This window comes from Brachybacterium sp. EE-P12 (assembly GCF_003711805.1).
In the GTDB taxonomy this organism is placed as follows: domain Bacteria; phylum Actinomycetota; class Actinomycetes; order Actinomycetales; family Dermabacteraceae; genus Brachybacterium.
Window position 1 is genome coordinate 243329 of the sequence record NZ_QXCP01000012.1, and the last position, 25520, is coordinate 268848.

20 protein-coding genes are annotated in these 25520 nt (G+C 72.8%); 8 read left to right on the forward strand and 12 right to left on the reverse strand.

Features of this window, described 5'->3' with window-relative positions; genetic code table 11:
• Positions 1-13: 13 nt before the first annotated feature.
• Both D1648_RS17005 and pdxH read left to right on the forward strand, forming a co-directional pair.
• Positions 14-325: a hypothetical protein gene (locus tag D1648_RS17005; protein WP_122943776.1), complete on the forward strand. Its 312-nt coding sequence runs from the start codon at positions 14-16 to the stop codon at positions 323-325.
• A 221-nt stretch (positions 326-546) separates the two neighbouring features.
• Positions 547-1236 (forward strand): pyridoxamine 5'-phosphate oxidase, encoded by a 690-nt coding sequence (pdxH, locus tag D1648_RS17010; RefSeq protein ID WP_122943777.1) that lies wholly within the window; start codon positions 547-549, stop codon positions 1234-1236.
• A 112-nt stretch (positions 1237-1348) separates the two neighbouring features.
• Here the strand turns inward: pdxH and D1648_RS17015 are convergent, their stop codons facing one another.
• Positions 1349-2089, reverse strand: a complete 741-nt coding sequence (locus D1648_RS17015; protein ID WP_241155559.1) for a GNAT family N-acetyltransferase — start codon at positions 2087-2089, stop codon at positions 1349-1351.
• 155 nt (positions 2090-2244) lie between these two features.
• Here D1648_RS17015 and D1648_RS17020 point away from each other — a divergent pair, with 155 nt between their 5' ends.
• Together D1648_RS17020 and D1648_RS17025 are read left to right on the forward strand one after the other, a co-directional pair.
• Positions 2245-2988, forward strand: a complete 744-nt coding sequence (locus tag D1648_RS17020; protein ID WP_122943779.1) for a thioredoxin domain-containing protein — start codon at positions 2245-2247, stop codon at positions 2986-2988.
• A gap of 142 nt (positions 2989-3130) precedes the next feature.
• On the forward strand, positions 3131-3607 hold the full coding sequence (locus tag D1648_RS17025; protein WP_122943780.1) for a hypothetical protein: 477 nt from the start codon (positions 3131-3133) through the stop codon (positions 3605-3607).
• Between the two features lie 124 nt (positions 3608-3731).
• On the opposite strand, the gene D1648_RS17030 is transcribed toward D1648_RS17025, so the two are convergent.
• Together D1648_RS17030 and D1648_RS17035 are read right to left on the reverse strand one after the other, a co-directional pair.
• Positions 3732-4613, reverse strand: a complete 882-nt coding sequence (locus tag D1648_RS17030; RefSeq protein ID WP_122943781.1) for a GH25 family lysozyme — start codon at positions 4611-4613, stop codon at positions 3732-3734.
• Between the two features lie 210 nt (positions 4614-4823).
• Positions 4824-5561, reverse strand: coding sequence for a glutamine amidotransferase (locus D1648_RS17035; protein ID WP_122943782.1), 738 nt, complete (start codon positions 5559-5561; stop codon positions 4824-4826).
• A gap of 102 nt (positions 5562-5663) precedes the next feature.
• On the opposite strand from D1648_RS17035, the gene D1648_RS17040 reads away from it, so the two are divergent.
• Entirely contained in the window at positions 5664-6614 is a 951-nt protein-coding gene (locus D1648_RS17040) for an aminoglycoside phosphotransferase family protein (protein WP_122943783.1), read from the forward strand.
• Positions 6615-6651: 37 nt separating this feature from the next.
• Here the strand turns inward: D1648_RS17040 and D1648_RS17045 are convergent, their stop codons facing one another.
• Positions 6652-8172, reverse strand: a complete 1521-nt coding sequence (locus tag D1648_RS17045; RefSeq protein WP_122943784.1) for an HNH endonuclease signature motif containing protein — start codon at positions 8170-8172, stop codon at positions 6652-6654.
• A 260-nt stretch (positions 8173-8432) separates the two neighbouring features.
• Between D1648_RS17045 and D1648_RS17050 the strand changes: the two genes are divergently transcribed.
• Positions 8433-8930 (forward strand): glutathione peroxidase, encoded by a 498-nt coding sequence (locus tag D1648_RS17050; RefSeq protein WP_122943785.1) that lies wholly within the window; start codon positions 8433-8435, stop codon positions 8928-8930.
• Between the two features lie 108 nt (positions 8931-9038).
• Here the strand turns inward: D1648_RS17050 and D1648_RS17055 are convergent, their stop codons facing one another.
• The 4 genes from D1648_RS17055 to D1648_RS17070 form a co-directional block, all read right to left on the reverse strand.
• Positions 9039-10994, reverse strand: coding sequence for a serine hydrolase (locus D1648_RS17055; protein ID WP_241155560.1), 1956 nt, complete (start codon positions 10992-10994; stop codon positions 9039-9041).
• Between the two features lie 274 nt (positions 10995-11268).
• Positions 11269-13422 (reverse strand): prolyl oligopeptidase family serine peptidase, encoded by a 2154-nt coding sequence (locus D1648_RS17060; RefSeq protein WP_122943786.1) that lies wholly within the window; start codon positions 13420-13422, stop codon positions 11269-11271.
• Positions 13423-13567: 145 nt separating this feature from the next.
• Complete coding sequence (locus D1648_RS17065) at positions 13568-14461, reverse strand: PhzF family phenazine biosynthesis protein (RefSeq protein ID WP_122943787.1); 894 nt, start codon at positions 14459-14461, stop codon at positions 13568-13570.
• Positions 14462-14561: 100 nt separating this feature from the next.
• On the reverse strand, positions 14562-15998 hold the full coding sequence (locus tag D1648_RS17070; RefSeq protein WP_241155561.1) for an MFS transporter: 1437 nt from the start codon (positions 15996-15998) through the stop codon (positions 14562-14564).
• A gap of 576 nt (positions 15999-16574) precedes the next feature.
• On the opposite strand from D1648_RS17070, the gene D1648_RS17075 reads away from it, so the two are divergent.
• Together D1648_RS17075 and nhaA are read left to right on the forward strand one after the other, a co-directional pair.
• A complete protein-coding gene (locus D1648_RS17075; protein ID WP_122943788.1) occupies positions 16575-18008 on the forward strand; it encodes a sodium:proton antiporter in 1434 nt (477 codons plus the stop codon).
• Positions 18009-18063: 55 nt separating this feature from the next.
• Positions 18064-19425, forward strand: coding sequence for a Na+/H+ antiporter NhaA (gene nhaA, locus D1648_RS17080; protein ID WP_122943789.1), 1362 nt, complete (start codon positions 18064-18066; stop codon positions 19423-19425).
• A 28-nt stretch (positions 19426-19453) separates the two neighbouring features.
• Here nhaA and D1648_RS17085 read toward each other — a convergent pair whose 3' ends face one another.
• The 4 genes from D1648_RS17085 to D1648_RS17100 all read right to left on the reverse strand — a co-directional run bounded on the left by D1648_RS17085 (position 19454) and on the right by D1648_RS17100 (position 25345).
• Entirely contained in the window at positions 19454-21499 is a 2046-nt protein-coding gene (locus D1648_RS17085) for a PhoX family phosphatase (RefSeq protein WP_122943790.1), read from the reverse strand.
• Between the two features lie 136 nt (positions 21500-21635).
• On the reverse strand, positions 21636-22049 hold the full coding sequence (locus D1648_RS17090) for a universal stress protein (protein ID WP_122943791.1): 414 nt from the start codon (positions 22047-22049) through the stop codon (positions 21636-21638).
• A gap of 67 nt (positions 22050-22116) precedes the next feature.
• Entirely contained in the window at positions 22117-23592 is a 1476-nt protein-coding gene (locus D1648_RS17095; protein ID WP_122943792.1) for an APC family permease, read from the reverse strand.
• Between the two features lie 106 nt (positions 23593-23698).
• Positions 23699-25345, reverse strand: coding sequence for an LssY C-terminal domain-containing protein (locus D1648_RS17100; protein WP_122943793.1), 1647 nt, complete (start codon positions 25343-25345; stop codon positions 23699-23701).
• Between the last annotated feature and the right edge of the window lie 175 nt (positions 25346-25520).

The following is a 25520-nucleotide window of genomic DNA, read 5'->3' on the forward strand; positions in this document are numbered from 1 at the left end:
CGAGGGTGGAGCCATGAAGAACGCCACCATCGCCACCAGCCGCACCCGAGCCGACTCCGACCACCTCATCCCCTATCGTCCCCGGCCTGCGACCTGGGGAGACGTCGAGACCCTGCAGGCCGTCCGCGCGCAGCGGTCCCGCGCCGCGGGCCAGGGCCTGGACCCGAGCACCCTCGAGGCCCGAGCCGGGCGCCGAGCAGACCGGACGCACGAGGCGGGCCGGGGGCCGGCGTCGCAGCGGACCGTGCCGGCCGGCCGGCACCGCGCCCGGCCGTCGTTCCCCGCCCTGCTCGCGCCGCTGCTCGGCGTGCCCCGCAGCGCCTGAGAGGCGGAGGGGTCGAGATCTCGACCGGACCGAGCGCCCCACGGGCTCTGCACCGAACACCGCACCGAGCGCTGCATCTGGACCGCTATGACGGCCCTGAAGCGGTCCGGATGCAGCACTCGATCTCAGCGGAAGTCCAGGGCCGGCGCGAGGTCCGCGGCCCGGAAGCAACGCTCGACCGCGACTCCCCCGGCGCGACGCGAGGTTCTAGGATCAACGCCATGACCAGCGCCTCGAACCGTCTCGCCGGTGAACGCCTCGACTATCTCGCCGGGTCCCTCGCGGACTCCGCGCCTGCGGACCCGCTCGAGCTCTGCGATGCCTGGCTGCAGGATGCCTTCGCCCGCCGGGAGTCGCACGGGGACATCACGGACCCGACCGCCGTCGTGCTCTCCACGGTCGCCCTCGACGCCGACGGCGCACCGCGCCCGCGCTCGCGGACCGTGCTGCTGAAGGGGCTCGACGAGCACGGCGCCGTGCTCTACACGAACCTCGAGTCGGACAAGGCCCTCGAGCTCGCCGCGACGCCGCGGGCCGCGCTGCTGCTGCCCTGGTACCCGCTGCAGCGCCAGGTGCGGATCGAGGGCGTGGTCGAGCAGGTCCCCGCGGCGGAGTCCGACGCCTACTGGGCCACGCGCCCGCGCGGCTCGCAGCTGGGGGCGTGGGCCTCCCACCAGTCCCGCGAGATCGACTCCCGCGACTCCCTCGAGACGCAGTACGCCGAGGTCGAGGCGCGTTTCGAGGGCGCGGAGGTGCCGCGTCCGGAGTTCTGGGGCGGGCTGCGCGTACGGCCCGTCCGGGTCGAGTTCTGGCAGGGGCGGGCGCACCGCGTGCACGACCGGATCGTCTACACGCGCACTGCGGAGGGTGACGGCTTCGGACCCTGGGGGAGGCATCGTCTGCAGCCCTGAGACGGGGAACGGGCGGGACGGGGATGCCGCCCGGCCGACGGGGCGCCCGGCCGACGGGGCGCCCGGCCCGAGCTCGCGCGTGGTCCACGCCCGGCCCGAGCTCGCCCGGCGTTCATATGCCGAAGGCGGGCGGGTAGGTGATCCGTCCGCGCGGGAGCGGACGGTCCGGGTCCAGGGCGAGGGCCATGAAGGCTTCGTCGGGCACGTCGAAGGGGGCGCCGATGCCGTATCGCGAGGCCGGAGCGAAGCCGAAGCGAGGGTAGTAGTCGGCATGGCCGAGCACGATCACGCAGTTCTCCCCGGCCTCCCGAGCGGCCCCGAGCGCGGCGCGGATCGCGGCGCTGCCGGCCCCGCGCCGCTGCCGGGCGGGCAGGGTCGCGCACGGGGCGAGGGCGAGCACGGGCTCCCCGTCGACGTGGGCTCTGGTCAGCAAGGCGTGGGCGACCGGGCCGAGGTCCTCGTCGGCAGCGGCGTCGGCACACGCGCGGGCACCGGCATCGGAGCGGGAGGGGGCATCGGCGTGGGCGATCCAGGAGAGCCCCTCGATCCAGGCATCCGCGTCCCGACGCAGGGCCTCGACGAGGTCCGCCTCCTCGGAGGTGGGGAACGCGGCGAGCAGCAGGTCGCGAAGAGCGGCGGCATCCTCCGGACGCTCGGGCCGAGTGCGCCAGACGGACTGCGGCGGGCCCTGCGGCATACCCGCCTGCGAGTCGTCGACCAGGGCATCCGTCGGCGGCACGCCCGCCCGCGAGGCGTCGGACAGGGCCTGCGGCGGAGGGGTGCCCGGCGATCGCCGGGGCGGCTCCGCCTCCCTGGCCCGGCCCGGGGACGGCGGGTGGTCGCGAGAGGTCATGACCCCAGGATGCATCGCCTGCCGGAGGCCCGGGGCCTCCCGCCGCGGCCCGTCATCTCGTCATCGGCGCCCGCTCTCGCCGGTCGGAAGGGCCGGGCCGGACCCGCTACCCTCGTGACAGCCCGCCGCCCCCGCCCCTCCCGAGGTCTGCACCCATGGTCGCTCCCCGCTCCCGCACCCCGCTCGTGCTCGGCATCGTCGGCGGCATCGCCTGCCTGGGCCTCGTGCTCCTGCTCGTCCTCGGCGGCATCGTCGGCTACCTCGTCCTGAAGGAGGGCTCGGAGACCGCAGCCGACCCGGGCCCCTCCACCCCCGCCGCGCCCGGGGACGACAGCGGCGCAGGAGAGCTCGTGGCCCCGCCCGGCGTCTCCGAGGACCAGCCCTATCTGGAGCTGAGCTCCAGCACCGACGGCCCGGTCGTCGACGTGCACCTCGACTTCCTGTGCCCGCACTGCAGGACCTTCCAGGAGACACAGGGCGAGGACCTCGCGGAGCTGGCGCAGGACGGCGCGGTCACCCTGCGGGTGCACCCCCGCCCGATGCTCGACGCGAGCTCGACCCCCGCCGGCTACTCCGGCCGGGCCGCGCACGCCGCGATCTGCGCGTACGCCGAGGACCCCGAGCAGTGGTTCCCGGCGGAGGCCGCGCTGTTCGAGAACCAGCCCGGCAGCGAGGGACTGACCGACGAGGAGCTGGTGGAGATCGTGGACGGGGCGACGGGGCTGGACATCAGCGCCTGTCAGGCCGAGGGCACCTACCAGCCCTGGCTCCAGGAGGTCGTCGAGCCCGACGCGCAGGCGACCACCTCGGGCACCCCGACCGTGCTCATCGACGGCACGGAGTTCACCGGCGACCTCGCAGCGCCCGGCTCCGTGAAGGAGGCCGTCGAGGCGGCCTGACCAGGCGTCACGCGAGCGACCAGGCATCGCCGGAGCGGCCAAGTGTCGCCATGGCGACGCTGTGGGGACGCCGTGGCGAACACCTGAGGACGGTCCTGCCACGCCTCTGGGCACCTCTCGCACCCGGCCCTAGCGTGGGAGCATGCGGCCCGAGATCTGGCACAGCCCCGTCGGCCTCACCCATGACGCCGGGTGGGAGCTCGACGTGCGACGCATCGTCCCCGGCCCGGCCGCCGAGACCTGGCGGCGGCTGCTCGACGAGTGGCTCCCGCAGTGGCTCGGCGTCGACTCCGTCCCGCAGATGGTCGGCGCGCCCGTGCACCGCGGAGGCCGGGTGCGCGGGCGGGTGATCGGCTGCCATGTGGGCCGACGGGTGCAGCTCCGGTGGACGCCGGAGATCCTGGACCACGAGACCGTGTTCCAGGTGACGCTGCAGGAGACGCAGGCCGGCGCGGCGCACGGCGATACGGCGGGCACGGAGCTCACGATCCACCAGGAGCGCCTGCTCGGCCCGGCAGAGCGGCAGGGGCTGCTGGAGCACTGGCAGCAGGTGCTGGACGAGCTCATCACCGGTCCGGGGCGCGAGATCGGCGGCCGTCCGCTCGACCTGAGGGGCTGAGCGGCGCCTGTCGGACTGAGCGCGGCCTTCAGGAGCTGGCTCCGATCAGCCGCGCTCGGCTCGCTCACCAGATCTGCCCGGTCCGCCTGGCTGAGCTGCGTGGTCGCCTGCGCAGGGCCGCGCCTCACGCCTCGTCGACGGGGTGGGCGAGCGCGCCCTCGCCCTCCGGGATCTCGGCGTGTTCGCGCAGCACCTCGATCCGGGCCACGTCGATGTCGACCCCGCCGGAGATGCCGGAGACCGTCCCGTCGAAGCGCACCTGCCACACGGCCCAGTCGCCCTGCACGGGTCGGGAGCCGTCGGAGAACAGCCAGTCCGGGCGCGAGTCCGTCACCGGCAGCCCGTAGTGGTCGCGCCACTCGGAGGAGGAGTAGATCAGCAGGCGCCGGCCCCATTCCTTCTCGACCGCGGCGGTGAACGCGTCCACCTCGGCCTGCGCCTCGGCCGCATCGGGCCGCTCCCCGCAGGCGCCGTCGAACTCGAGGTCCAGCGCCGGAGGGAGCGCGGAGTCGTCCGGCGGCGCCGCGGCGAGGAAGTCCTGGGCCTGCTCCGCCCCGGAGGAGCACAGCGTGAAGTAGTGGTACGCGCCGGGGACCACCCCGGCCGCCTTCGCCCCGTCCCAGTTCTCCTGGAAGCGGGAGTCGGCGAAGCCCGAGCCCTCGGTCGCCTTGATGTACGCGAAGCCGTACCCGTCGGCGGCGACCTGGCCCCAGTCGATCTCCTCCTGGTGGGCGGAGACGTCCAGGCCCATCACCTCGTCGGGCGCGAGCGTGGTCTCCCCGGGCAGGTTCTCGAGCGCCGGTGCCTCGGTGGAGGTTGCCGAGACCTGCATCGCGGCGTCATCGGCGGAGAAGGGAGCCTTCTCGGTCGGCGGCTCCTCCTTCGTGCCGCCGAGGCTGCGCACGAGCCCGACGGTGCAGCCTCCGATCAGCAGCACGAGAAGCAGCGCGAGGGCGCCGGCGACGATCTGACGTCGACGGACCTGCTCGGGTGTGAATCGGGGCACGACACGGGACGGTACCGGAGCGCATGCGCCAGCCGCGGGAGGCGGGCCGGTGCTGCGACGAGGGGGGGAACGCGCTTCCACCTGGAGCAGGCGGACGGGCAGGGCCCACGCCGGGGACGCGCGCGGGCGGGTCCGGCTCGTGCGCCGCGCTCATCGAGCAGGGGCTCTCACCCGCTCGCGCTCGCCGGGCGCGGCTCGTGCCCGTCCCGCTCAGCGGGCGAACAGCCCCGCGAAGGCGCGCAGGAGGCGAGGCGGCTGGTCGGCCTCGACGTGGCGCAGCTGGGTGAAGATGTCCTCCATCTCGTCGGGCGAGAAATAGCCGTGGTCGCGATAGGCGCGCGCCCGCTCGATGATCGAGGGGACGTCGAGCTCGGGGTGGAACTGGGTCGCGTACTGCCGGGTCCCGACCCGGAACATCTGCACCGGCGCAGTGCGACCGCTGGCGAGCGCGGTCGCGTGCGGGGGCAGGGTGTGCACGGCCTCCTTGTGGCCGACGAGCCCCAGGAACGTGTCGTCCAGCTGCGCGGCGCGGATCAGCGGGTCCTCGCGGCCGGCGTCGGTGAGGGTCACCTCGACGGCGCCGAGCGGCTCGCCGTGGGTGCGGTCGATCAGCGCTCCCTGATGGGTGCCGAGGGTCCCGATGCCGTAGCAGGCGCCGAGGAAGGGGATGTCCTCGGCGACCACTCGGTCCAGGACGCGGAAGATCTCGGCCTCGGCGCGGACCTGCGCGGCGGACTTCTCCGCGACGGGGTCGGAGACGGTGAAGGGGCTGCCGCACAGGATGATGCCGGAGATGTCCACGCCGACGAGGTCGGGGAAGGGATCGCGGTCCAGGCGGGCCCAGATCAGCTCGTCCTCGGCCAGTCCGGTGAAGGCGAGGACGGCCTCGCGCTCGGTGAGGGCGACGTCGTCCTCGGGGCGGGTGGCGATCTGCACGAACGGTTTCACGCACGCATGCTAGCGGCCGACGGGACCGGCGGCGGACCGTAGTGTGCGGAGACGACCTTCTCCGCCGCGAGTGGAGGACCCGCTGTTCTCGGAGGAGAGATCATGCCTGACCCCTCTGCCCCGCTGGTAGCCGGGCACCCGATGCCGACGCTGCTGGGGCAGGGGCAGGATCCGGAGCTCGTCGCCTGGCGGGAGCGGCTGCCGGCCCAGGTGGACGATCTTCTCGCGCGCTGGGAGCTGGAGGCCTCTGCCCCGTTCGTCCCCGGCGGGTCCAGCGCCTGGGTGGCACCTGTCCGGGACCGGGACGGGGCCGAGCTGGTGCTGAAGGTCGCGTGGGCTCATGAGGAGGCGCGCGACGAGGCCGCGGGGATGCGGGCCTGGCAGGGTCGTGGCGCGGCGGTGCTGCACCGCAGCGAGCGCGTGGGGGACACCTCCGCGCTGCTGCTGGAGCGGGTGCGGCCCGGGGTGCCGCTCGCGCAGCTGCTGACCTCGCCGGACCGGGACGAGGTGCTCGTGGGGGTGGCCCGTCGGCTGTGGGTCCCGCCGGCGCGGCTGGTCGGCGAGGAGGACGCCGCCTCGTTCCGCCCGCTCGTGCACATGTGCGCGTGGTGGGCGGATCGGACGCTGGAGTCGGGGGCCGGGGAACGAGCGGGGCTGCCCCGCGAGGTGGTGGAGCGGGGCCTGGAGCTGTTCCGGTCGCTGCCCGCGCAGTGGGACGGGGAGCAGGTGCTGCTGACGACCGACCTGCATCCGGGTAATCTGCTCGCGGGCGGGGTGCCGTCGAGCAGCCCGGGCTCGTCACGGCGCTGGGTGCTCATCGATCCGAAGCCGTACGTCGGCGATCCGCACTACGACCTGCTGCAGCACATGCTGAACGATCTCGACCGTCTGCGGGCCGAGCCCGTCCGTTTCGCGGATCGCATGGCCGACCTCGCGGGACTGGATCGTCGCCGGACCCGTCGCTGGCTGTTCGCCCGGTGCGTGCAGGAGGCCGGCCAGTTCGACGGATTGGCCGAGGTCGCGCTGAGCCTCGCGGCCGACGGGGACTGGTGAGCAAGGGGTCCGTCGGCCAGATCGTCGCCCGGGCCCGTCATGGTGAGGAGTCGTCGAGCGGAGCAGGGGTGTCGTCGTCCCGCGCCGCATCGGCCGGTCCTCGCCCGGTCAGCAATCTCGTCGGCCCGGTCTCCCGCTCCGTGCCGGAGTGGCCGGTCCAACGCACCCGATGCCCCGGTCGTCCCGGGTCCTCGACCCGTTCGACGTTCGCGTGGAGCTGCTCCTTCTTGTTGCAGTGGGCACAGAGCCCCTGGCCGTTGTCGAGACTGGTGGGGCCACCGCGGGAGACCGGGACGATGTGGTCGTACTGGCGGATGGTCGCGTTGCAGAACGGCCCGCGGCAGGTGGTGTCGCGCCAGCTGAGGAAGCGGCGCATCGCCGGCGGGAACGGCCGGGAGGTGGCGTCCATCGCGACGAGCTCGTCGGCGGTGGGGTGGGCGTAGAGACGCCGCAGCATCACGCGCACGGCGTCGCCGTCGGGACCGAAGGGATCGCTCTGTCCGTCCTCGGGCGCGGTGGTGCACGCGCGGAGCTGCTCGCGGACGGCCTCTGCCGGCACGGCGCCGTATCCCTCGAGGTGCGCGATGTCCCCCGAGTCGGGGCGGAACAGCGCGCGGTCGGTGATGATCACGCCGACCTCGAGGGTGACGGGCGGGGCGGAGCCGTCCGCGGGACGGAGCACGGCGTCGACCAGCGCATCCGCCATCGCAGCCCCGTGGCCGTTGCGGTCGCCGGCGGCGCGGCGGCGCTCGGCCTCGCGGTTCAGGCAGCGGTGGAGCTGCTGGGCGTCGAGGGCCGAGAGCCGTGCCGTGAGGGTCGCCATCCCGTGCTGACCGGGGGTCATGGTGACGTGCCGGTCCCTGTGCGCCCGTCGGTGCCGGAGCGTGGCCCCTTCGGGATCGAGCTCCCCGGCGATGGTCGCCACGGCGTCGCGCCAGCGGCGGGTGCCCGCGCCGTCCATCTCCGGCAGGCGCTCGCCGAGGATCCGGTCCACCTCTCGGGCGAGGTCCGGGTCCAGCACGGCGGAGGCATCGGCGACGGCGTATGCGGCATCTCCGGCCAGGCGCCCGTCGGCGAGCGCGGACATGGTCCGCGGGAGCGTCTCGACCAGGCGCCGGGCCGAGGCGAGGGTGCGGCCGGCCATGTGCGGGGAGCGACGTGTCAGCAGAGAGACGTCGGTGACGGTGGCGCCGTCGGCCTCCCGCTCGATCCGGGCGCGGGAGGGTGTCGCCGCGCCCTCATGGGCGGCGCGGTCCCGTGCCTGGTCCCAGCGATCGCGCCGGGTGGCGTCCTGCAGGGCGGTCACGGCGCGCGCCTCGAGGGAGTCGAGAGCGCCGCGGGAGGCCTGGATCGCGCCGAGCAGATCGGAGAACTCGCGCCGGCTGCGGCCGGCGGTCTCGAACAATGCGCCGGGATCGCTCGCGAGGCCCTGGAGGAGGAAGGCGAGGTCGCCGAGGTGGTGGGTGAGGCCGGCGGGGTCTGTCCCGCGCAGCGCGGCGAGGATCTCCTCGGGGGTGTCCTCCCCCGAGGAGCCTCGGAACCACGGTGCGCTCGTCATGACCCCATGCTTCCTGGGCTGGTGGCGTCGCACCAGGCCACCACGGGAAATGTGGATCCGCAGGGGGTGTGGAGGAAAGGTCGAGGGAGGAGCGGCGGGCAGGCCGAGGGAGGAGCGGCGGGCAGACCGAGGGAGGCGCAGCGGGCAGACCGAGGGAGGAGCGGCGGGCAGACCGAGGGAGGCGCAGCGGGCAGGTCGACGACGGTGCGGCGGGAAGCTGGGCCCGCCGCCCGTTCAGCCGACCGCCCCACAATGGAGCCATGACGACTCTCGCAGATTTCACCGCCACCACCCTCGCCGGCGAGGAGCAGGACCTCTCCGCGCACCTGGGCTCCGTCGTGCTCGTAGTCAACACCGCGAGCAGGTGCGGACTGACCCCGCAGTACGAGGGGCTCCAAGCCCTCCACGAGCGCTTCGCGCCGCAGGGGCTGAGAGTGCTCGGCTTCCCGTGCGATCAGTTCATGCACCAGGAGCCGGGCAGCGATGCGGAGATCTCCGAGTTCTGCCAGGTCAACTATGGGGTCACCTTCCCGATGTTCTCGAAGGTCGAGGTCAACGGGGAGGGCGCGCATCCGCTGTACCGCTGGCTGACCGGGGCGCACGAGGTCGAGGGAGGGCTGGAGATCCCCGCCGGGGACATCGAGTGGAACTTCGCGAAGTTCCTGCTGGGCCGCGACGGCACGGTGCTGCGCCGCTGGTCCCCGCAGACGGAGCCGGCCGACATCGCCGACGACATCGAGGCGGCGCTGCGCGCCTGAGCCCGCGGGCGCCCCGCACACTCGCCGCCCCCTACTCGTCGCCCCACTCGTCGCACCGCGATCGTCGCACCGCGCCCGCGGCGCCGAGTCATCACGCGGCGCCGCGTCTCACCCCGGCAGCGTCCACCCGTCGGCGATCACCGCCTGTCGATCCTCCGCACGGTCGGTGTCCACGAGCACCTCGCGCCCGTCGGTGATCCGCAGAGCACCCACCCAGGCGCCGAGCCCGCGCGTGGACGCGTCGGTGGTCAGCGACAGCCGCACCTGCACCTCGCCGGCGAGCGGGCCGTCCGCGCCGGTCAGCGGGAACGTCCCCGTCCATGCGACGCGGCGCCCCCAGCCCGTGATCGTCCCGTCGGGGATCTCGACGGGCTCCTCGTGGCGGGCGGTCAGACGCCCTGGCAGCGGGGTCCAGCTGGCACCCCCGTCGGCCGAGACCTCGAGGACCAGCAGGTCGTAGGCGGTTTCGAGATGCGCGAACAGCTCCACCTCGAGCTCCGGGTCGCGGCCGGGCAGCTGCGCCGAGACCTCGAGGGTCGCGGCCGCGTCGTCGCGGTCCCCGGCGCGCCAGCCCCCGCGCAGCCGCTCCGGGACGATGCCGAGCGCGTGGGCGACGCAGGTGGAGACCTCGCGCCTGGTGACCGAGGTGGTGGACCACTCGCGGGTGGGGTGCACGGAGTTGGTCAGCAGCACCACGACCGTCTCGGTGAGCGGGTCGATCACGAGCGAAGTGCCGGTGAAGCCGGTGTGGACGCCGCTGTACGGGCTGGTCAGCCCCGCGTGGTAGAACCAGGCCTCGAGCTCGGGCCCGAGTCCGCGGCGGGCCCCGCCCACCCCGGTGACCTCCGCGATGCGGTCGGTGAACATCGACTCGACGGTGTCGGGCTGGAGGATGCGGGCCCCGCCGTAGGTGCCGCCGTGCAGGAACATCTGCGCGAACACGGCGAGGTCGCGGGCGGTGGAGAACACGCCCGCGTGCCCTGCGACGCCGCCGAGTGAGTAGGCGTTCTCGTCGTGCACGTGGCCGTGGACCAGATATCCGTAGTACTCCACGTACTCGGTCGCGGCGATGCGGTCCTTCAGCTCCGCCGGCGGGTTGTACATCGTCTCGTCCATGCCGAGCGGGACGGTGATGTGCTCGTGCACGTACTCGTCCAGGCTCTGCCCGGAGAGCTTCTCGACGATGAGGCCGAGGGTGATCAGCCCCAGGTCGGAGTAGACGTACTTCGTGCCGGGCGGGGTGTCCGGCACGACGGTCAGGACCGCGTCGATCCGCGAGGGCACGTCGGGGTGGGCGGAGTAGAGGTCGATGAAGGCGGGCAGTCCGCCGACGTGGGTGAGCAGGTGCTGGATCGTGACCTCGCCCTTGCCGTTCTCGGCGAAGCGCGGGAGGTGCTCGGCGACTTTGTCGTCCAGGCTCAGCAGTCCCTGCTCGACGTGCTGCATGACGGCGGTGGCGGTGAAGATCTTCGAGATCGAGGCGAGGTCGTAGATCGTGTCCGCGCGAGCGGGGATCCGCTGATCCTCGGGCAGCTCGGTGCTCGCGTCCTGCCAGCGCAGCGCGTACCCGTCGGCGTGCTCGTAGGCGATGCCGCGCTGCGAGGCGACCAGCAGCGTCGCCCCCGCGAAGCGGGGCGGGTCGTTGTCCAGTCCCGCGCGGAGGATGCCGGGGAGCTGCTCGAGCACCTCGGGGTCGAGGCCGACGTCGGCCGGCTCGGCCTCGTGGAGGGTCTTCGCGGAGCCGCGCCGGTTCCAGGGGTGGGGGTGGGGTCCGCCGGGCCGCCAGCCCGGGGCGGCCGCCGCGTCGCGGCGCTCGGGGCGGTCCTTGCGGGGCGCGGGGTCGCCCATGGCGTGCGCAGCGGCGGGGAGACCGACGGCGCCTGCGCAGGCGGCGATCGCTCCCGCGGCGAGGCCGGTGCGGCGGGTCATGCCGTCGGGGGCAGGGGCTCCTGGCGTCGGGCCGACGGGATCACCGCCGACGGGAGCGCTGCCTGCGGGGTCGCTGCCTGCGGGGTCGTTGCCTGCGGGGTGGTTGCCTGCGGGGTGGTGCTGCGGCTGGTCCATGGGGCTCCTTCGCGTCGAGTCCGCCGCACGGCCGGGGGCGTCCTCGATGACGCCGCATGTCCGTCACCGCAGGTCGGACCGGGGTGGCACCCGGGGTCCGCTCCCCCTCGGCAGGAGTCCCGCGCACCGTCGACCAACCTATCGCCGCGCCCGGACAGCGGCAACCGTCGCCTCGCCGGTATGGAGGGCGGGTCGCATCGCCGATGTGGAGGGCGGAAAGGAGCGCGCGCCCCGGAGGCCGGCAGCCGGCCGCTCAGCCCCGCTGCCCGACCGCTCAGCCCCGCTGCAGCTCGAGAACGGGCACGCAGGCGGGGCTGAAGCCGAGCACCTGGCCGTAGAAGGACAGCGACGCCTCGATCGCGCGCACGATCGTCCCCGCCTTGCGGAAGCCGTGCTGCTCCCCCTCGAACAGGAGGTAGGCGTGGGGGATGCCCTTGGCGGCGAGCGCATCGCGGAACGCCTCGGACTGGCTGGGCGGGACGATCCTGTCCTCGTCGCCCTGGAGCAGCAGCACCGGGCACTCGAGCTCGTCGACGTGGCTGAGCGGGGCCCGCTCGACGTACAGATCGCGCCGCTCGGGATAGGGGCCGACGAGCCCGTCGATGTAGCGGGACTCGAAGTCGTGCGTGTCCAGACGGAACTGCTCGAGCTCGGCGACGCCGAAGCTGGAGACCCCGGCGGCGAAGGCGTCCGTGCGGGTCAGGCAGGCGAGCGTGGTCCAGCCGCCCGCGCTGCCGCCCTCGATCGCGAGCCGGTCCCCGTCGGCGATCCCCTCGGCGACCAGGTGCTCCATCACGGCGACCGTGTCGCTGACGTCGACGACGCCCCACTGCCCGCGCAGACGGTTGCGGTACTCGCGGCCGTAGCCGCTCGAGCCGCCGTAGTTCACGACCACGACGCCGAGGCCGCGCGAGGTGTAGTACGCGATCGGCAGCGACAGCACCGGCGGGACGTGCGCGGTGGGCCCGCCGTGGACCTGCGCGATGAACGGCGGCAGCTCGCCCTCGCGGCCGGCGAGGCCCTCCTGTCGGGGGCGGTGCACGATCGCGTGGACCACGCCGCCGTCCGGCAGCGGGACCTCGATGCTCTCCGCCTCCGGCAGCAGCCCCGGATCCGGGGCGTCCTCGCGCGAGGAGCGGAGCACGGTCAGCGGGGACAGGGCCGGGGCGCCCTCGAGCCGGAGCTCGGCGACGTGGATCGCGTCGAACTGCGTCGGGGAGGCGCCGTCGAGCACGAGCAGCCCGTCCTCGCGGCGCTGCGCGGAGCCGATCGAGGTGAGCGGGCAGCCCAGCGGCGTGAGCTCGCCGGTGCTGATCCGCAGCACGGACAGGGAGGTCGCGGCGCGGCCGTGCTGCACGAGGACGCGGTCGGCGTCGAGCACCTGGTACCAGGTGGTGCCGAGCGCCCACATCGGACCGGCGAACTCCTCCTCGCGCTCGAGCACCTGACGGGCGCCGGTCTCGGCCGACCACACCCACGGGTTCCACCAGCCGGTCGTGTCGGAGAGGAAGAGGAGCCGCTCGTCGTCGAGCCATTCCGGCTGCAGCACCGAGACGTCGGTGCCGCCGGCGACGATCTCGCCCTCCCCGGCGCTGCCGTTCAGCAGCGGCGCGACGTGCAGCTCGGTGCCGTCCCACGGCATCTGCGGATGCTCCCAGCTGATCCAGGCCAGACGCGTCCCGTCGGGGCTGAGCCGCGGGTGGGCGACGAAGCGGGAGGAGGGCGTGATGCGGCGCAGCGCGGAGGAGTCCTCGGCCGCGGAGCCGTCCAGCGGCACCGCCACGACGTAGCGCTCGATGTACGGGGCGCCCTCGGCGTCGGCGCGGGGGCCGTCCGCGCCGCCGGTGTGGTCCTCGCAGATCCACCACACCTCGGCGGTGCCGTCGGCGAGGGTGACCACGGTCGGATCGGCCCAGCGCAGCGAGGGCCCGTGGGCGGAGGCGACCTCGGGGCCGACGGGGGTGAGCGGGCGCGGCTGCTCTCCCTCACGCAGCGCGTGGACGCGCTGATCCTCGAAGTTCACGAACACGACGAGCGGCGGGCGGGCGGCGGAGGTCCCGGTGGGAGCGGACTCGCTCCGGGGCCTCGGCTCGGGTGCCGCTGCGGCGGGCTCGGGCACGACGGTCCAGCTCGCGCCGCCGTACTCGTGCACGCGCGAGCGGGCGTTGTACGGGGCGGGGAGCACGGTGACGGTCTCCGCCGGGGCAGACCCTGTCGGGGCGGTGCCGTCGGCCGGGGCCGGGTCCTGCAGACCGACGGGGCCCGCGGTGCGGACGATCGCCTGGCGGCCGCCCTCGGTCGCGATGCCCTCCGTCCACCACACCTGGTCGCCGACGAGGTGCGGGGAGCCCAGACGCGTGCCGCCGGTCGCGAGGAGCTCGGCGGTCAGGGGCGAGGGCCAGGAGCCGTACGGGAGTGTGGTGACCATGAGGTCAGGGTATGCAGTCGGCGTGTGACTGGCGGGGGAATCTGCGAGGAGGGGCCGAGACCTGCACGGTCCTCCCCCCGCTCCGGCTCAGGACCGCCGCGCAGCCAACCCCGGCACCTCACATCGGGTGGGCCTGCGAGCTTGCTCAGGCCAGGATCGTCCCCTCGACGGTGAGCACCGTGGCTCCACCCACCCACAGCGTCCCGTCGGCCTCGCGCTCGAGGAGCACCCGGCCCTCGCGGCCGAGCGCCGTGCCCTGCGCGGCCGTCCACCGCTCGGGCGCCTCGCCGCGCGAGAGCAGCCACTGGGCGATGCCGGCGTTGAGGCTGCCGGTGACCGGGTCCTCGACGCCGACGGGCGCGAAGGCGCGCACCTCGTACAGCGGAGCCCCGTCGGCGCCGCCGCTCCCCCACCACCCCATCACCCCGACCTTCCGCTCGCCGAGCGCGAGCAGGTCGGGGGTCAGGGCGAGCACCTGCTCGGCGTCCTCGAGCTCGAGCACCTGCCAGCCAGGCCCGTTGTCGGCCCAGGTGTGCCCCCGCACCGCAGTGCGGTCCACGCCGAGCGCCGAGGCGATCAGGTCGACCTCGTCCTCCTCGAGCGGCCCCTCGCGCATCAGCGGAGGGGCGGCGAAGGCGAGCTGCTCCCCGGCGCCGGTCACCGCAGCGCCGCGACCTGCTCCCGGACACCGCACCTCGACCACGCCGATCCCGCACTCCTGCACGATCCGCTCCCCCGCCGGGACCCCGCCCGCATGCAGCCAGGCCCGGGCGGTGCCGAGGGTGGGATGACCGGCGAAGGGCAGCTCGCCGCCCGGCGTCCAGATCCGCACCCGGTAGTCGGCGCCCGCCGCGGTGGGCGGGAGCAGGAAGGTGGTCTCGGAGAGGTTCGTCCACTGCGCGATGCGCTGCATGTCCGCGTCGGAGAGCCCGTCGGCGTCGAGCACCACTGCGAGCGGGTTGCCGCGCTGCGGCGCGTCGGCGAAGACGTCGAGCTGGAGGAAGGGACGACGACGGGGAGCACGGCTCGAGGCGGTCATGGCACCCATCCTCTCCTGCCGGTCATGGCCGAGGCGCGGCGTCGGACCGTGGGGGTCCGGCGCCGCGCCTCGGCCAGGGGTGCCTGCGTGCGGCCGACGCTCAGCGGCCGCAGGCGTCCAGCGCCTCGGTCTCCGCCTGGATCGCCTCGGCGCCGTAGTCCTCCGGCTCGGACTCGGGGATGTCGGTGCCGTGCAGGGACGCGCCCGCGGTCTCCTTGAGGAAGAACAGCGCGGCCATGCCCACCAGGCAGCCGATCATCACGTACACCGCCGGGAACTCCAGGAACCCGGTGCTCTCCACGACCGCCTCGTTCAGCGGCGCGGCCGTGCCGCCGAAGATCGAGGTGAACACGTTGTAGGTCACCGCGAAGCCGGCGAAGCGCACATGTGCGGGGAACATCGCCGGGAAGGTCGCGGAGATCGTGGACAGCTGCGGGATGTACAGCAGGCCCAGCACCGCGAAGCCCAGCATCGCCAGGCCGAAGCTCTGCCCCATCAGCCAGTACATCGGCAGCGCCATGATGAACAGGCCGATCATCGAGAACCACCACATCTTCTTGCGGCCCACTCTGTCCGAGTACGCCCCGCAGAACGGGATCACCGCCATCATCGCGATCTCGCCCACGAGGATCACCATGAGCGACTCGTTGGGGCTGAGGTGGATCTTCGTCTCGAGATAGCCCGGCATGTAGGTGAGCAGGGTGTAGTTCGCGATGTTCAGCGGGATCACGAGCCCCGCCATCACCAGGATCGGGCGCCAGTACTTCACGATGAGGTCGCGCAGGCCGCCGGTCGCGCTCTCCTCCGCCTCGCCGGCCTCCTCGAGGTCCTGGAAGACCGGGGTCTCCTCGAGGCGCGAGCGCAGGTACAGGCCGATCAGGCCCAGCGGGGCGGCGACGAAGAAGGGCAGACGCCAGGCCCACGCCATCATCGCGTCCTCGCCGAGGACCAGCTGCAGGAAGAGCACCACCACGGTGCCCAGCGCGAAGCCGCCCAGCGTCCCGAACTCGAGGAAGCTGCCGTAGAGTCCGCGGCGCTTGTCCGGCGCGTACTCGGCCATGAAGGTCGCCGCGCCGCCGTACTCGCCGCCGGTGGAGAAGCCCTGCACCATGCGCAGCACGGCCAGCAGGATCGGGGCGAGGATGCCCACCTGCTCATAGGTGGGCAGCACGCCGATGAGGAAGGTCGCGGCGCTCATCAGGATGATCGTCAGCGCGAGCACCTGCTTGCGGCCCATCCGGTCGCCGAGCGGCCCCCACACGAACCCGCCGAACGGCCGGGCGATGAAGGAGATCGCCAGGAAGGCGTAGGTCCAGAACAGCCCCTCGGAGCCCGAGGGGAAGAAGTGGGCCGCGATGTAGGTCGCGACGACCGCGTAGGCGCCGTAGTCGTACCACTCGGTGGCGTTGCCCATCGCGGAGGCGGCGACGGCCTGCCGGATCGTCCGACGCGGCGGGAGGTCCTCGAAGGCGGTCTCGCCCGTCGTCGTGGGAGGTTCGCCGCCGGGGGCGGGGGTCGGGGAGGTGGATGTCGTCACAGACAGGTCATCCGTTCTTCGCGCACGTGCCGCAGCACGCTGTGGCGGCACTCCCCGCCGGCACGGGCCGGCGCCCGCGAGCGGGAAGCGGCCGGTGACAGGTGGTCACCGGACGGACGCGGGGCGCCTTCACCGACCGGATGTCGGCGGGCGCCCCGTCGGCAAAACGTCGTCACGATAACGACCTCCCTCGCCGGTTTCCAGCCGGTACCTCTTCCCGACACGGTGTTCGCGCAGGTGGCATCGACAAAAAATTCCCTGCTCAGAGCCCTGCGGAGCGGTCCGCCGAACCGGCTCCCCGCCCCGGGGCGGGTCCGGCCCGGACACCGCCGCAGCCCGTCCAGGACCTCGTGAGACACTGACCGCGGAGAGCCGGGAAGTCTGGTCGGCACGGAGGTCCACCCTCCGTACACCCGTCAGCGATGCCGAAAGAGACCAGTATGGTTCTCCAGTCCCCCACCCCGTGCGTCGGAGTGCGGATCGACCGCTCCTCCTGCAGGCGCCGACGTCCACGGGCACGGTGCGGGAGCGCGGCGGATCCGCGTCCGTCCTGTCCCGAAGGTGACGTGATCCGCGATGGACTTCCCCGTCTGGACCCTGATCCCGTTCGTGCTCATGCTCGCCGGCATCGCGGTCTTCCCGCTGGTGCCGCAGCTGGCGCACCTGTGGGACCGACCCCGCAACCAGCTGCTGTACGCGCTGGTCCTCGGCGTGCCGGTCGCGATCGGGCTGCTGATCGCGGCGCATCCCGAGCTGGTCGCCCATGCGCTGATCGAGTACGTGCAGTTCATCGTGCTGCTGCTGGCGCTGTTCACGGTCTCGGGGGCGATCGTGCTGCGCGGCGACCTCGCCGCGACGCCGCGCACCAACACCGCCTTCCTCGCCGTGGGCGGGGTGCTCGCGAGCTTCATCGGCACCACCGGGGCGGCGATGCTGCTCATCCGTCCGATCCTCGCCACGAACTCCGAGCGCCGCTACCGGGCGCACACCGTCGTCTTCACGATCTTCGTGGTCGCCAACTGCGGCGGACTGCTCACCCCGCTCGGCGACCCGCCGCTGTTCCTGGGCATGCTGCGCGGGGTCCCCTTCACCTGGACCTTCCACCTGATCCCGCAGTGGCTGTTCGTGAACTCGCTGCTGCTGCTGACCTACTGGGCGCTGGACCGTCGCTTCCACGCCCGGGAGAACCCCGAGGCGCTCGCCCAGGACAGCGAGAACCGCGCCCCGCTGCGGCTGGGCGGCGCGCCGAACCTGCTCTGGTTCGCGCTGATCATCCTCGCCGTCGCGAAGATCCCCTCGCTGGACATCGACGCGGTCGCGCACGGCCACATCGAGGGCCTGAACTGGGTGCCCTGGCGCGAGCTGGTGATGCTCACGGCCGCAGGCGGCTCGCTGCTCACGGGCTCGAAGAAGATCCGCTGGCAGGAGAACGAGTTCTCCTGGGCACCGATCCAGGAGGTCGGCGCGCTGTTCATCGGCATCTTCCTGACCATGGTGCCCGCGCTGCAGGTGCTGCGCGCGGCCGCTCCGAACTTCCCGCTGAACGAGATCACGCTGTTCGTGTTCACCGGCGGGCTCTCCTCGGTGCTGGACAACGCCCCCACCTACGTGACCTTCTTCGAGATGGCCACGCAGATCCCCGGCGAGCCGCGCGTGGCGGACGTGCCCGAGGCGCTGCTGGTCTCGATCTCGCTGGGCGCCGTGCTGTGCGGGGCGATGACCTACATCGGCAACGGCCCGAACTTCATGGTGAAGTCCGTGGCCGAGGACGGCGGCGTGAAGATGCCGACCTTCCTCGGCTACGTCCGCGCCGCCTTCCAGTACCTCGCCCCCGTGCTGCTGGCGATGGTGCTGCTGTTCATCGCCGATGCATGGTGGGCGAAGGCGCTCGGCGGCGTCGTCGTCGCACTGCTGCTGGTGCGCGTGCTGCGGCACGCGACCGCCCCGCCGCCCCAGGTGCTCGGCCGCGCCGACCGCCGCCCCTCCCCGGAGGCCCCTGCGCAGGACTGATCCGCGCCGACGGGGCCCCGCTGCACATCGACCCCGACCCGCAGGAGACACGTCCATGACCACCACCCCGTCCTCGACCGCGGCGTCCCGCCGTGAGCACGGCACCTTCCGCGTGCGCCATCCCGCCGAGGAGTGGGTGACCCGCGCGATCCCCGGCGGCGCCCTGCTGCTGCTGGCGACCGTGCTGGCGCTGCTGTGCGCGAACACGCCGCTCGCGGATGCCTACTTCGGGGTGCGCGACGCCCACGTCGGCCTCGAGCTCGGCCCGCTCTCGCTGGACCTCTCGATCGGGCACTGGGCCTCCGACGGGCTGCTGGCGGTGTTCTTCTTCCTCGCCGGGCTCGAGCTGAAGCAGGAGTTCGTCGTCGGCGACCTCCGCTCCCCCGCCAAGGCGCTCGTGCCGATCGCAGCGGCCTTCGGGGGCGTCGCCGTGCCGGCGATCCTCTACACCCTCATCAACCTCGCCGGCCCTGCGGGATCGGGAGGCGGCTGGGCGATCCCCGCTGCGACCGACATCGCCTTCGCCGTCGCGATCCTCGCGCTGCTGGGCTCCTCGCTGCCGACGGCGCTGCGCACCTTCCTGCTGACCCTCGCGATCGTCGACGACCTCATCGCGATCACGATCATCGCGATCTTCTACACCTCCGACCTGCGCCTGGGCTTCCTGGCGCTCGCGCTCGTGCCGCTGGGGGCGTTCTGGTGGCTGACGAACCGGCGCGAGGCCTGGTTCAAGAAGCACTACTGGACCGCGTGGGCGCTGCTGCTGCCGCTCGCGGTGATCACCTGGGTGCTGTTCCTGAACTCCGGCGTGCACGCGACGATCGCAGGCGTGGTGCTGGCCTTCCTGGTCCCCACCCGCGGGATCTCCGAGTACGGGAAGCAGCACTCGCTCTCCCACACCCTCGAGCACCGGCTGCGTCCCTTCTCGAGCGCGATCGCGGTGCCCGTCTTCGCGTTCTTCAGCGCCGGCGTCGCCGTCGGCGGGTTCACGGGGCTGCTCGAGGCCTGGCAGTCCACGGTCGCGCTCGGCATCGTCGTCGGACTCGTGGCCGGCAAGATCGTGGGCATCGTCGGCACCTCGTTCCTGCTCACGCGCCTGACCCGCGCGACGCTCGACGCGAGCCTGCGCTGGGTGGACATGCTCGGGATGGCGGCCGTGGCGGGCATCGGCTTCACCGTCTCGCTGCTGGTCTCCGAGCTGAGCTTCGCGGCGGGCGATCCGATGTACGACGAGGCGAAGGTCGGGGTGCTGACCGCCTCGGTCCTCGCCGCCGTGCTCGGCGCAGCGATCCTCCTGCCGCGGAACCGGATGTACGCACGCCGGGCGCACGAGGCCGGGGACGGCGACGAATTCGGGAGCGCCGGTCAGTCGCCCGAGGGGCGTGATCCGCGCGCCGGCTGGGGCGACGTCAGCTGAGCGGATCACGCCGCCCGGGCGGCGGGGCTCAGCGCGGGGCGCGCAGCACCTGCACGACCGTCGGCTTCGGGCCGCGGCCGTCGAAGTCGGGGAAGAAGGAGGTGTGGGCTCCCCACTCCCCGTCCTCGCCCGGGTGCTGCACCGAGACGAAGGCGCTGCGGTCCTGGTCGCGGACGATCGGGCCGCAGGTCTCTGCGTCCACCGGGACGGACAGGAACTGCTCGACGCGACCGCGGGATCCCCCCTCGAGGGTGACGCGGAACAGGCCGTCGTTGTAGCCGATGCCGGAGGGGGCGCCGTCGGTGGAGATCCACAGGTTCCCCACGGAGTCGAAGGCGAGGTTGTCCGGGCAGGAGATCGGGGAGACCTGATCGGCGGGGAAGCCGGAGAAGTAGGTCTGGTCCCCCTGGGCCGGGTCTCCGCAGACCAGCAGCAGGTTCCACGCGAAGGTGGTCGAGGTCTGGTCGCCCTGCTCGTCGATCTCCACGACGTGGCCGTCGCGGTTCTCGGTGCGGGGGTTCGCCTCGTCGGCCGGGGCCTTCCCCTCGGTCCCCCGGCCGGAATTGTTCGTGCAGGCCACGTACACGCGGCGCGAGTGCAGCGAGGGCTCGACGTCCTCGCAGCGGTCCATCTTCGTGGGGCCGACGGCGTCCGCCGCGAGGCGGGTGTGCACCAGCACCTCCTCGACCGTGAAGCCCTCGACCGCCGACTCCCCGTCGACCACGAGCGGCAGCCACTCGCCCGTGCCGTCGAAGGCGCCGTCGGAGGGGACTGCGCCGGAGCCGTCGATCTCGCTCTCGGGCGAGTTGCCGGTGAACTTCGCGACGTAGAGGTCGCCGTTCTCCAGCAGGGTCATGTTGTGCTCCCGGTCGCCCTCGACGTAGCGGTCGCGGGAGACGAACTTGTACAGGTAGTCGAAGACCTCGTCGTCGCCGGAGTAGGCGACCGCGCGGCCGTCCTCGGCGATGATGATGTTCGCGCCCTCGTGCTTGAAGCGGCCCAGCGAGGTGTGCTTGCGCGGAGCGGAGGTGGGGTCGAAGGGATCGACCTCGACGATGTACCCGAAGCGGTTGACCTCGTTCTCGTAGCCCTCGTTGCGGGCGTCGTAGCGGTCGTGGGCGTTCTCCCAGCCGCGGGCGGTCGCGGCGTCGCGCAGGCCGTAGCGCTGCTCCGCCTCGGAGGTGCCGGCGGAGCGGAAGTAGGCGTGGAAGTTCTCCTCGCCGGAGACGAGGGTGCCCCACGGGGTCAGGCCGCCCGCGCAGTTGCCGAGGGTGCCCAGCACCGTGCGGCCCTCGGGATCCTCGACGGTGCGCACCAGCTCGCTGCCGGCGGCGGGACCGGTGAGGGTGAACTCGTCGTCCAGCAGGATGCGGCGGTTCAGCTCCGCGCCGCGCACGTAGCGGTAGGGGGCGGTGCGGCTGCTCCGCTCGAGCTCGACGACGGTGAGGCCGTGGGCGGCGCGACCGATCTCGACGGCCTCCTCGGCGTCGGTCCCGGACGGGAGCATGATGTTCTCGTTCGTGTACTCGTGGTTCACGAACATCACCGCACGCAGGCCGTCCGTGCCCGGGAGCTCCTGGATCTCGGTGTAGTCGTTGTTGTAGCCGAACTGGCGCTTCTGGGCCTCGGCGCTCTGGGCGTCCCAGTCGAATTCGGGCGCGTCGTCGAACAGCGGGTCGCCCCAGCGGATCACGGGATGCCAGGCGAAGCCCTCGGGGACGGTGAGCTCGTCGACCGTGGCCGGGACCGGCTCGATCGGCGTGAAGGTGAGCTTGGTGCCGTTCGGGGGCCGACGGTCGACACGGCCCCTGCCGGTCCCGTCCTGCCTGCCGGCGGCAGGGTGCGCGAGAGCGCCCTGGGTGCCGGCCAGGCCGATCGCGAGGGCGGCGGTGGAGCCGCCGAGCACGGCCCGGCGCGTCAGCGCGCTCGAGGCGATGTCGCGGAAGGTGGGGTTGTCGGAGCTGTTGCACTCGCCGAAGGCGCACTGGCTGGCGCACTTGAGCTGGCAGGTCACCGCGGAGCGCTTGCCGCGCACCGCATCCTTCATCAGGAGGGGGAGGTCGAGCAGTGCCATGGGGGAGGCTCCTTCTCTGGTGTGCATCGCTCCCGGCGCAGCGGCGCGCGGGACGAGATGACGATGCGCCAGAAAGATGAGGGCCTCCCCTCCCTCGGGGAACCTCCGCGTGAACTCTGGGTGACGGGCGCGGCGCTCAGAACCTCGCGGGCGCGACGAATCCTTCGGGCTTGACGAGCACCACCGGCACGGGCGACTCGATCGCGACCCGCTGCGAGGTCGACCCCAGCAGGATCTTCCCGATCGGTGTGCGCTTGCGGATGCCGAGCACCACCAGCGCGACGTCGTCGTGCTCGACGGCGTCGAGGATGTCGTCGGCCGGGTCGTCGCGCCTGGGGACCGTGCGCAGCTCGAACCCGAGCCCGGTCTCCTCCAGCCGCTCCTGGAGCGGGCGCTTGTCGGTGACGCCGCGCGCCTTGCGCGGATCGGGGGCGCGCTCGGAGGCGAGCACGAGCAGCGAGGCGTGACGCCGCTCCGCCTCCTTCACGGCGAAGGCGAAGGCGGCCTCGCTCGTGGCGCTGGGGACGTACGCGAGCAGGATCGTGGTCATCGGGTCTCCCTCGGGGTGCGGGTCACAGGGACCGGGACGGGATCGGACGAGGCGGGACGGGGCGGGGTCAGTCCCTGCCGAGGTCGTCGGGATGGCGGAACCGGGTGCGACGGGCCCGCACCGCGCTGTTGTAGAACCAGGTGATCACGTACAGCGCGAGGCCCACGAGCAGCAGCCCGCCGGCGATCACGTAGTTCTGCGTCGGCTGCGCGATCGGCGAGACCAGCGCGAAGGATGTGATCGCACCGATCACCGCGAGCGCGGTCGGGGTGCGGAAGTGGCGCACGTCGACCTTGTCCTTGCGCAGCACGAGCACGGAGATGTTCACGAGCCCGAACACGGTCAGCAGCAGCAGGGCGGTCGTGCCGCCGAGCGCGGCGATGGTGTCCTCGGCGAGCACGTAGCGCACCGAGAGCACGAGCGCGACGGCGAGGACGGTGGAGAACACGATGCCGGCCCACGGGGTGCGACGCCCCTTCAGCACGCCGCGCAGGAAGCCCGGCAGCACGGCCTGCTTCGCCATGCCGTACAGCAGGCGGGAGGCCATCATCATGTTGATCAGCACCGTGTTCGCGACGGCGAAGATCGAGATGAACGCGAAGATCGTGTCGATCGGGATCGCCGGGGCGCCCTCCTTGACCACCTCGAGCAGCGGGGTGGTCGACTCGGTGAGCTGGCCGATCGGCACCACCGCGACGGCGAGGATCGAGATCAGCACGTAGATCACGCCCGTGATCGACAGGCCCGTGATGAGGGCGCGGGGGAAGTTCTTGACCGGATCGACGGTCTCCTCGGCCATGTTCACCGAGTCCTCGAAGCCGACCATCGAGAAGAACGCGAGGGCGGTCGCGCCGATGATCGCCATGAACATGCCCTTCTCGTCCTGGGTCTCGAAGAGCACCACCCGCGAGAGGTCCGCCTTGCCCTCTCCGATGGCGAAGAAGCCGACGATGATCACCAGCGCGAGACCCGAGAGCTCGATGAAGGTCAGCACGACGTTCGCCTTGACGGACTCGGAGACGCCGCGCAGGTTGATCAGTGCGACGAGCACGAGGAACGCCAGCGCGATCGTCGTCGTGACCATCCCGGCCGCATCGCCCAGCGGCTCCTCGAGGGAGAAGGCCTTCAGCACGTTCTCCGCGAGGAAGATCGCGCTGGTGGAGGCCGAGGTGATGCCCGAGGAGAGCACCGCGAAGGTGACCATGAAGGTCAGGAAGTGGATGCCGAACGCCTTGTGCACGTACAGCGCCGCACCCGCCGCCTGCGGATACTTGGTGACCATCTCGACGTAGGACAGCGCCGAGACCATCGCGACGGCGAAGGCGATGAGGATCGGCAGCCAGCCGGCGCCGCCGACCTCGCCGGCGACCTTGCCGGTCAGCGAGTAGACGCCGGTGCCGAGGATGTCGCCGACGATGAACAGCAGCAGGAGCTTCGGCGTGATCGCCTTCTTGAGCTCGGGCTGGTCGGAGCCGGTGGACGGATCGCCGGCGGCGCCGGGATCGCCGGCGGCGGTCGGGGCGGTCTCGTGGGGCTCGCTCATGGGATTCCTCCCGGGGAAGACAGGGACAGGAGCCGCCGTCGAGGAGCGGCCGGCGGGCGACGGACGCCCACCGCCGAGGGGATCCCCGGACGACGGTGGAGGCACTCTACCGTGCGGTGACCGCGCTCACAGCACCTGCGTCCGCGCGGCGCTGCCCGCGGTCGCCGTCGTCATCGTCGTGGCCGTCGTGCTCGTCGTGGCCGTCGTGTTCGTCGTCGCCGTCGCCCTCGTCGTCGTGCCGGCGGGCGTCCAGGCGCAGGGTCTGGACCCACTGCCGGGAGGCGTCGGAGCTGATCGCCATCACGCCGAGCGCCGAGGCGCCCGCGCCGACCAGCAGCGAGTGGGCGACGTCGCCGCCCGCGGTGCTCGTCACGACCAGGCGCGCGAAGGCGTCGACCGTGAACAGGGCCATCAGCGCGATCCGCGCCCAGCGGCTGCGGCGCAGCACCCCGGCCTGCAGGAGGAGCAGCGCGAGCGCGAAGGCCGAGGCTCCCCAGATCGCCTCCGTCGAGGGCAGCACGAGCGCCGCGTCGGGGAAGCGCACGGTGGGGTCGACGCCGGTGCCGATCGCGAACCATGAGATCCCCACCAGCACGGCCTGCAGCAGCACGAGCAGCCCCGTGAACACGACAGACGGCGGCGGGACGTGGTGGTCCGCGGCCCGGGCGAGCACCTCGTGGACGTCGTCGACCGTCCCGTGCCACTGGGCGGTGAGCTCGTCGGCGACCTCGGTGCGTCGGCCGGGGAAGCGGGTCGCGCTGAGCGCCGTCTGGGTCGCGGCCCGGGCACGGGCCTTCATGACGGAGCTGCCGGTGGGACGGTGGCGCGGGAGCATGATCGCGCTCGCGCCGTCCGAGCGCGAGGCGGCCCCGGCCACGTCGATCACGGGCAGGTCGCCGTCGGTGCTGATGCGGTCGCCCTGCCCGTTGCGATCGTGGTACGCGGTGGAGAACTCCTCGATCAGCTCGACCTCGACCTCCGGATCGGCGTAGCGGATCGTGTCCACGAGATAGTCGCGCTCGACGTCGATGTTCTCGTCGATGCGGTGAGTGACCTGCAGGGTGAAGAAGGAGAAGCCGACGGCGCGGTCGTAGGACGCCGCCGCCAGCCAGTCCGAGCGGTACCCGCCCGGGAGCACGAAGCCGCGGGGCACCCGCCAGAAGCGCACGTGGTGGCGCTTGGCCGTCGTGCCGCCCACCTCCTGCTGATAGGTGAAGTCGTGCCTGCGCCCCATCAGGTACAGGTCCGAGACGGGAGCGGAGGGATAGGAGCGGCGCAGCAGCGTGGAGCGCACCATCGACCAGGCCGAGGACAGCGTCCGCTCCTCGGCGAGCACCCAGCCGGCCCGACGCATCGCCACGTGCAGATCCCGCTCGGGACCGTCCAGCGCGATGTTGATCGGGTCCGAGAGCACGCCCTCCGTGGTGCGGGTGCGGCCCAGGAAGTAGTCCGGCAGGTAGATCCAGGTCATCAGCTGGTGCAGCCGCGGCAGCGTGATGTAGGTCAGCAGGATCCAGAAGCCCAGCAGGTAGAGCAGCCGCACCGGGGTCAGGGAGAACCCCTCGACCAGGTACAGCAGCGCCAGCCAGATCGAGACCACCACGCCCGCGGCGATGAAGAGGCTGTCCAGCAGGGCGTAGAGCTCGAAGCGGCGGCCGCGCGGGACGTGCCCGCGGGAGTGGTCGTAGCCCGGCGGCTCCGTGGGCACCGGTCGGCCCAGCGGGATCAGCCGGGAGGTCCGCGCCGGGGTCACCGCCGGCGTCCCGTGCTCGGCGACGTCATGAGGACATCGTAGGGGGACGCGCTGTGGGTGCGCGTCCGGCCGGGAGGGCGGTTCGGCGGGGCCGGCGGGGCCGGCGGGCCGAACCGGATGAGCGGGCCGTGAAGCGGACCTGCCCGGCTGATCCGCACCGAGTGCTGCATCTGGA

Coding starts and splice junctions, on each gene's coding strand:
- D1648_RS17095 (WP_122943792.1), bottom strand. CDS start 23,592: ATGAGCGAGCCCCACGAGACCGCCCCGACCGCCGCCGGCGATCCCGGC.
- pdxH (WP_122943777.1), top strand. CDS start 547: ATGACCAGCGCCTCGAACCGTCTCGCCGGTGAACGCCTCGACTATCTC.
- D1648_RS17060 (WP_122943786.1), bottom strand. CDS start 13,422: ATGGTCACCACACTCCCGTACGGCTCCTGGCCCTCGCCCCTGACCGCC.
- D1648_RS17020 (WP_122943779.1), top strand. CDS start 2,245: ATGGTCGCTCCCCGCTCCCGCACCCCGCTCGTGCTCGGCATCGTCGGC.
- D1648_RS17065 (WP_122943787.1), bottom strand. CDS start 14,461: ATGACCGCCTCGAGCCGTGCTCCCCGTCGTCGTCCCTTCCTCCAGCTC.
- D1648_RS17055 (WP_241155560.1), bottom strand. CDS start 10,994: ATGGACCAGCCGCAGCACCACCCCGCAGGCAACCACCCCGCAGGCAAC.
- D1648_RS17090 (WP_122943791.1), bottom strand. CDS start 22,049: ATGACCACGATCCTGCTCGCGTACGTCCCCAGCGCCACGAGCGAGGCC.
- D1648_RS17015 (WP_241155559.1), bottom strand. CDS start 2,089: ATGACCTCTCGCGACCACCCGCCGTCCCCGGGCCGGGCCAGGGAGGCG.
- nhaA (WP_122943789.1), top strand. CDS start 18,064: ATGACCACCACCCCGTCCTCGACCGCGGCGTCCCGCCGTGAGCACGGC.
- D1648_RS17025 (WP_122943780.1), top strand. CDS start 3,131: ATGCGGCCCGAGATCTGGCACAGCCCCGTCGGCCTCACCCATGACGCC.
- D1648_RS17005 (WP_122943776.1), top strand. CDS start 14: ATGAAGAACGCCACCATCGCCACCAGCCGCACCCGAGCCGACTCCGAC.
- D1648_RS17040 (WP_122943783.1), top strand. CDS start 5,664: ATGCCTGACCCCTCTGCCCCGCTGGTAGCCGGGCACCCGATGCCGACG.
- D1648_RS17050 (WP_122943785.1), top strand. CDS start 8,433: ATGACGACTCTCGCAGATTTCACCGCCACCACCCTCGCCGGCGAGGAG.
- D1648_RS17075 (WP_122943788.1), top strand. CDS start 16,575: ATGGACTTCCCCGTCTGGACCCTGATCCCGTTCGTGCTCATGCTCGCC.
- D1648_RS17085 (WP_122943790.1), bottom strand. CDS start 21,499: ATGGCACTGCTCGACCTCCCCCTCCTGATGAAGGATGCGGTGCGCGGC.
- D1648_RS17045 (WP_122943784.1), bottom strand. CDS start 8,172: ATGACGAGCGCACCGTGGTTCCGAGGCTCCTCGGGGGAGGACACCCCC.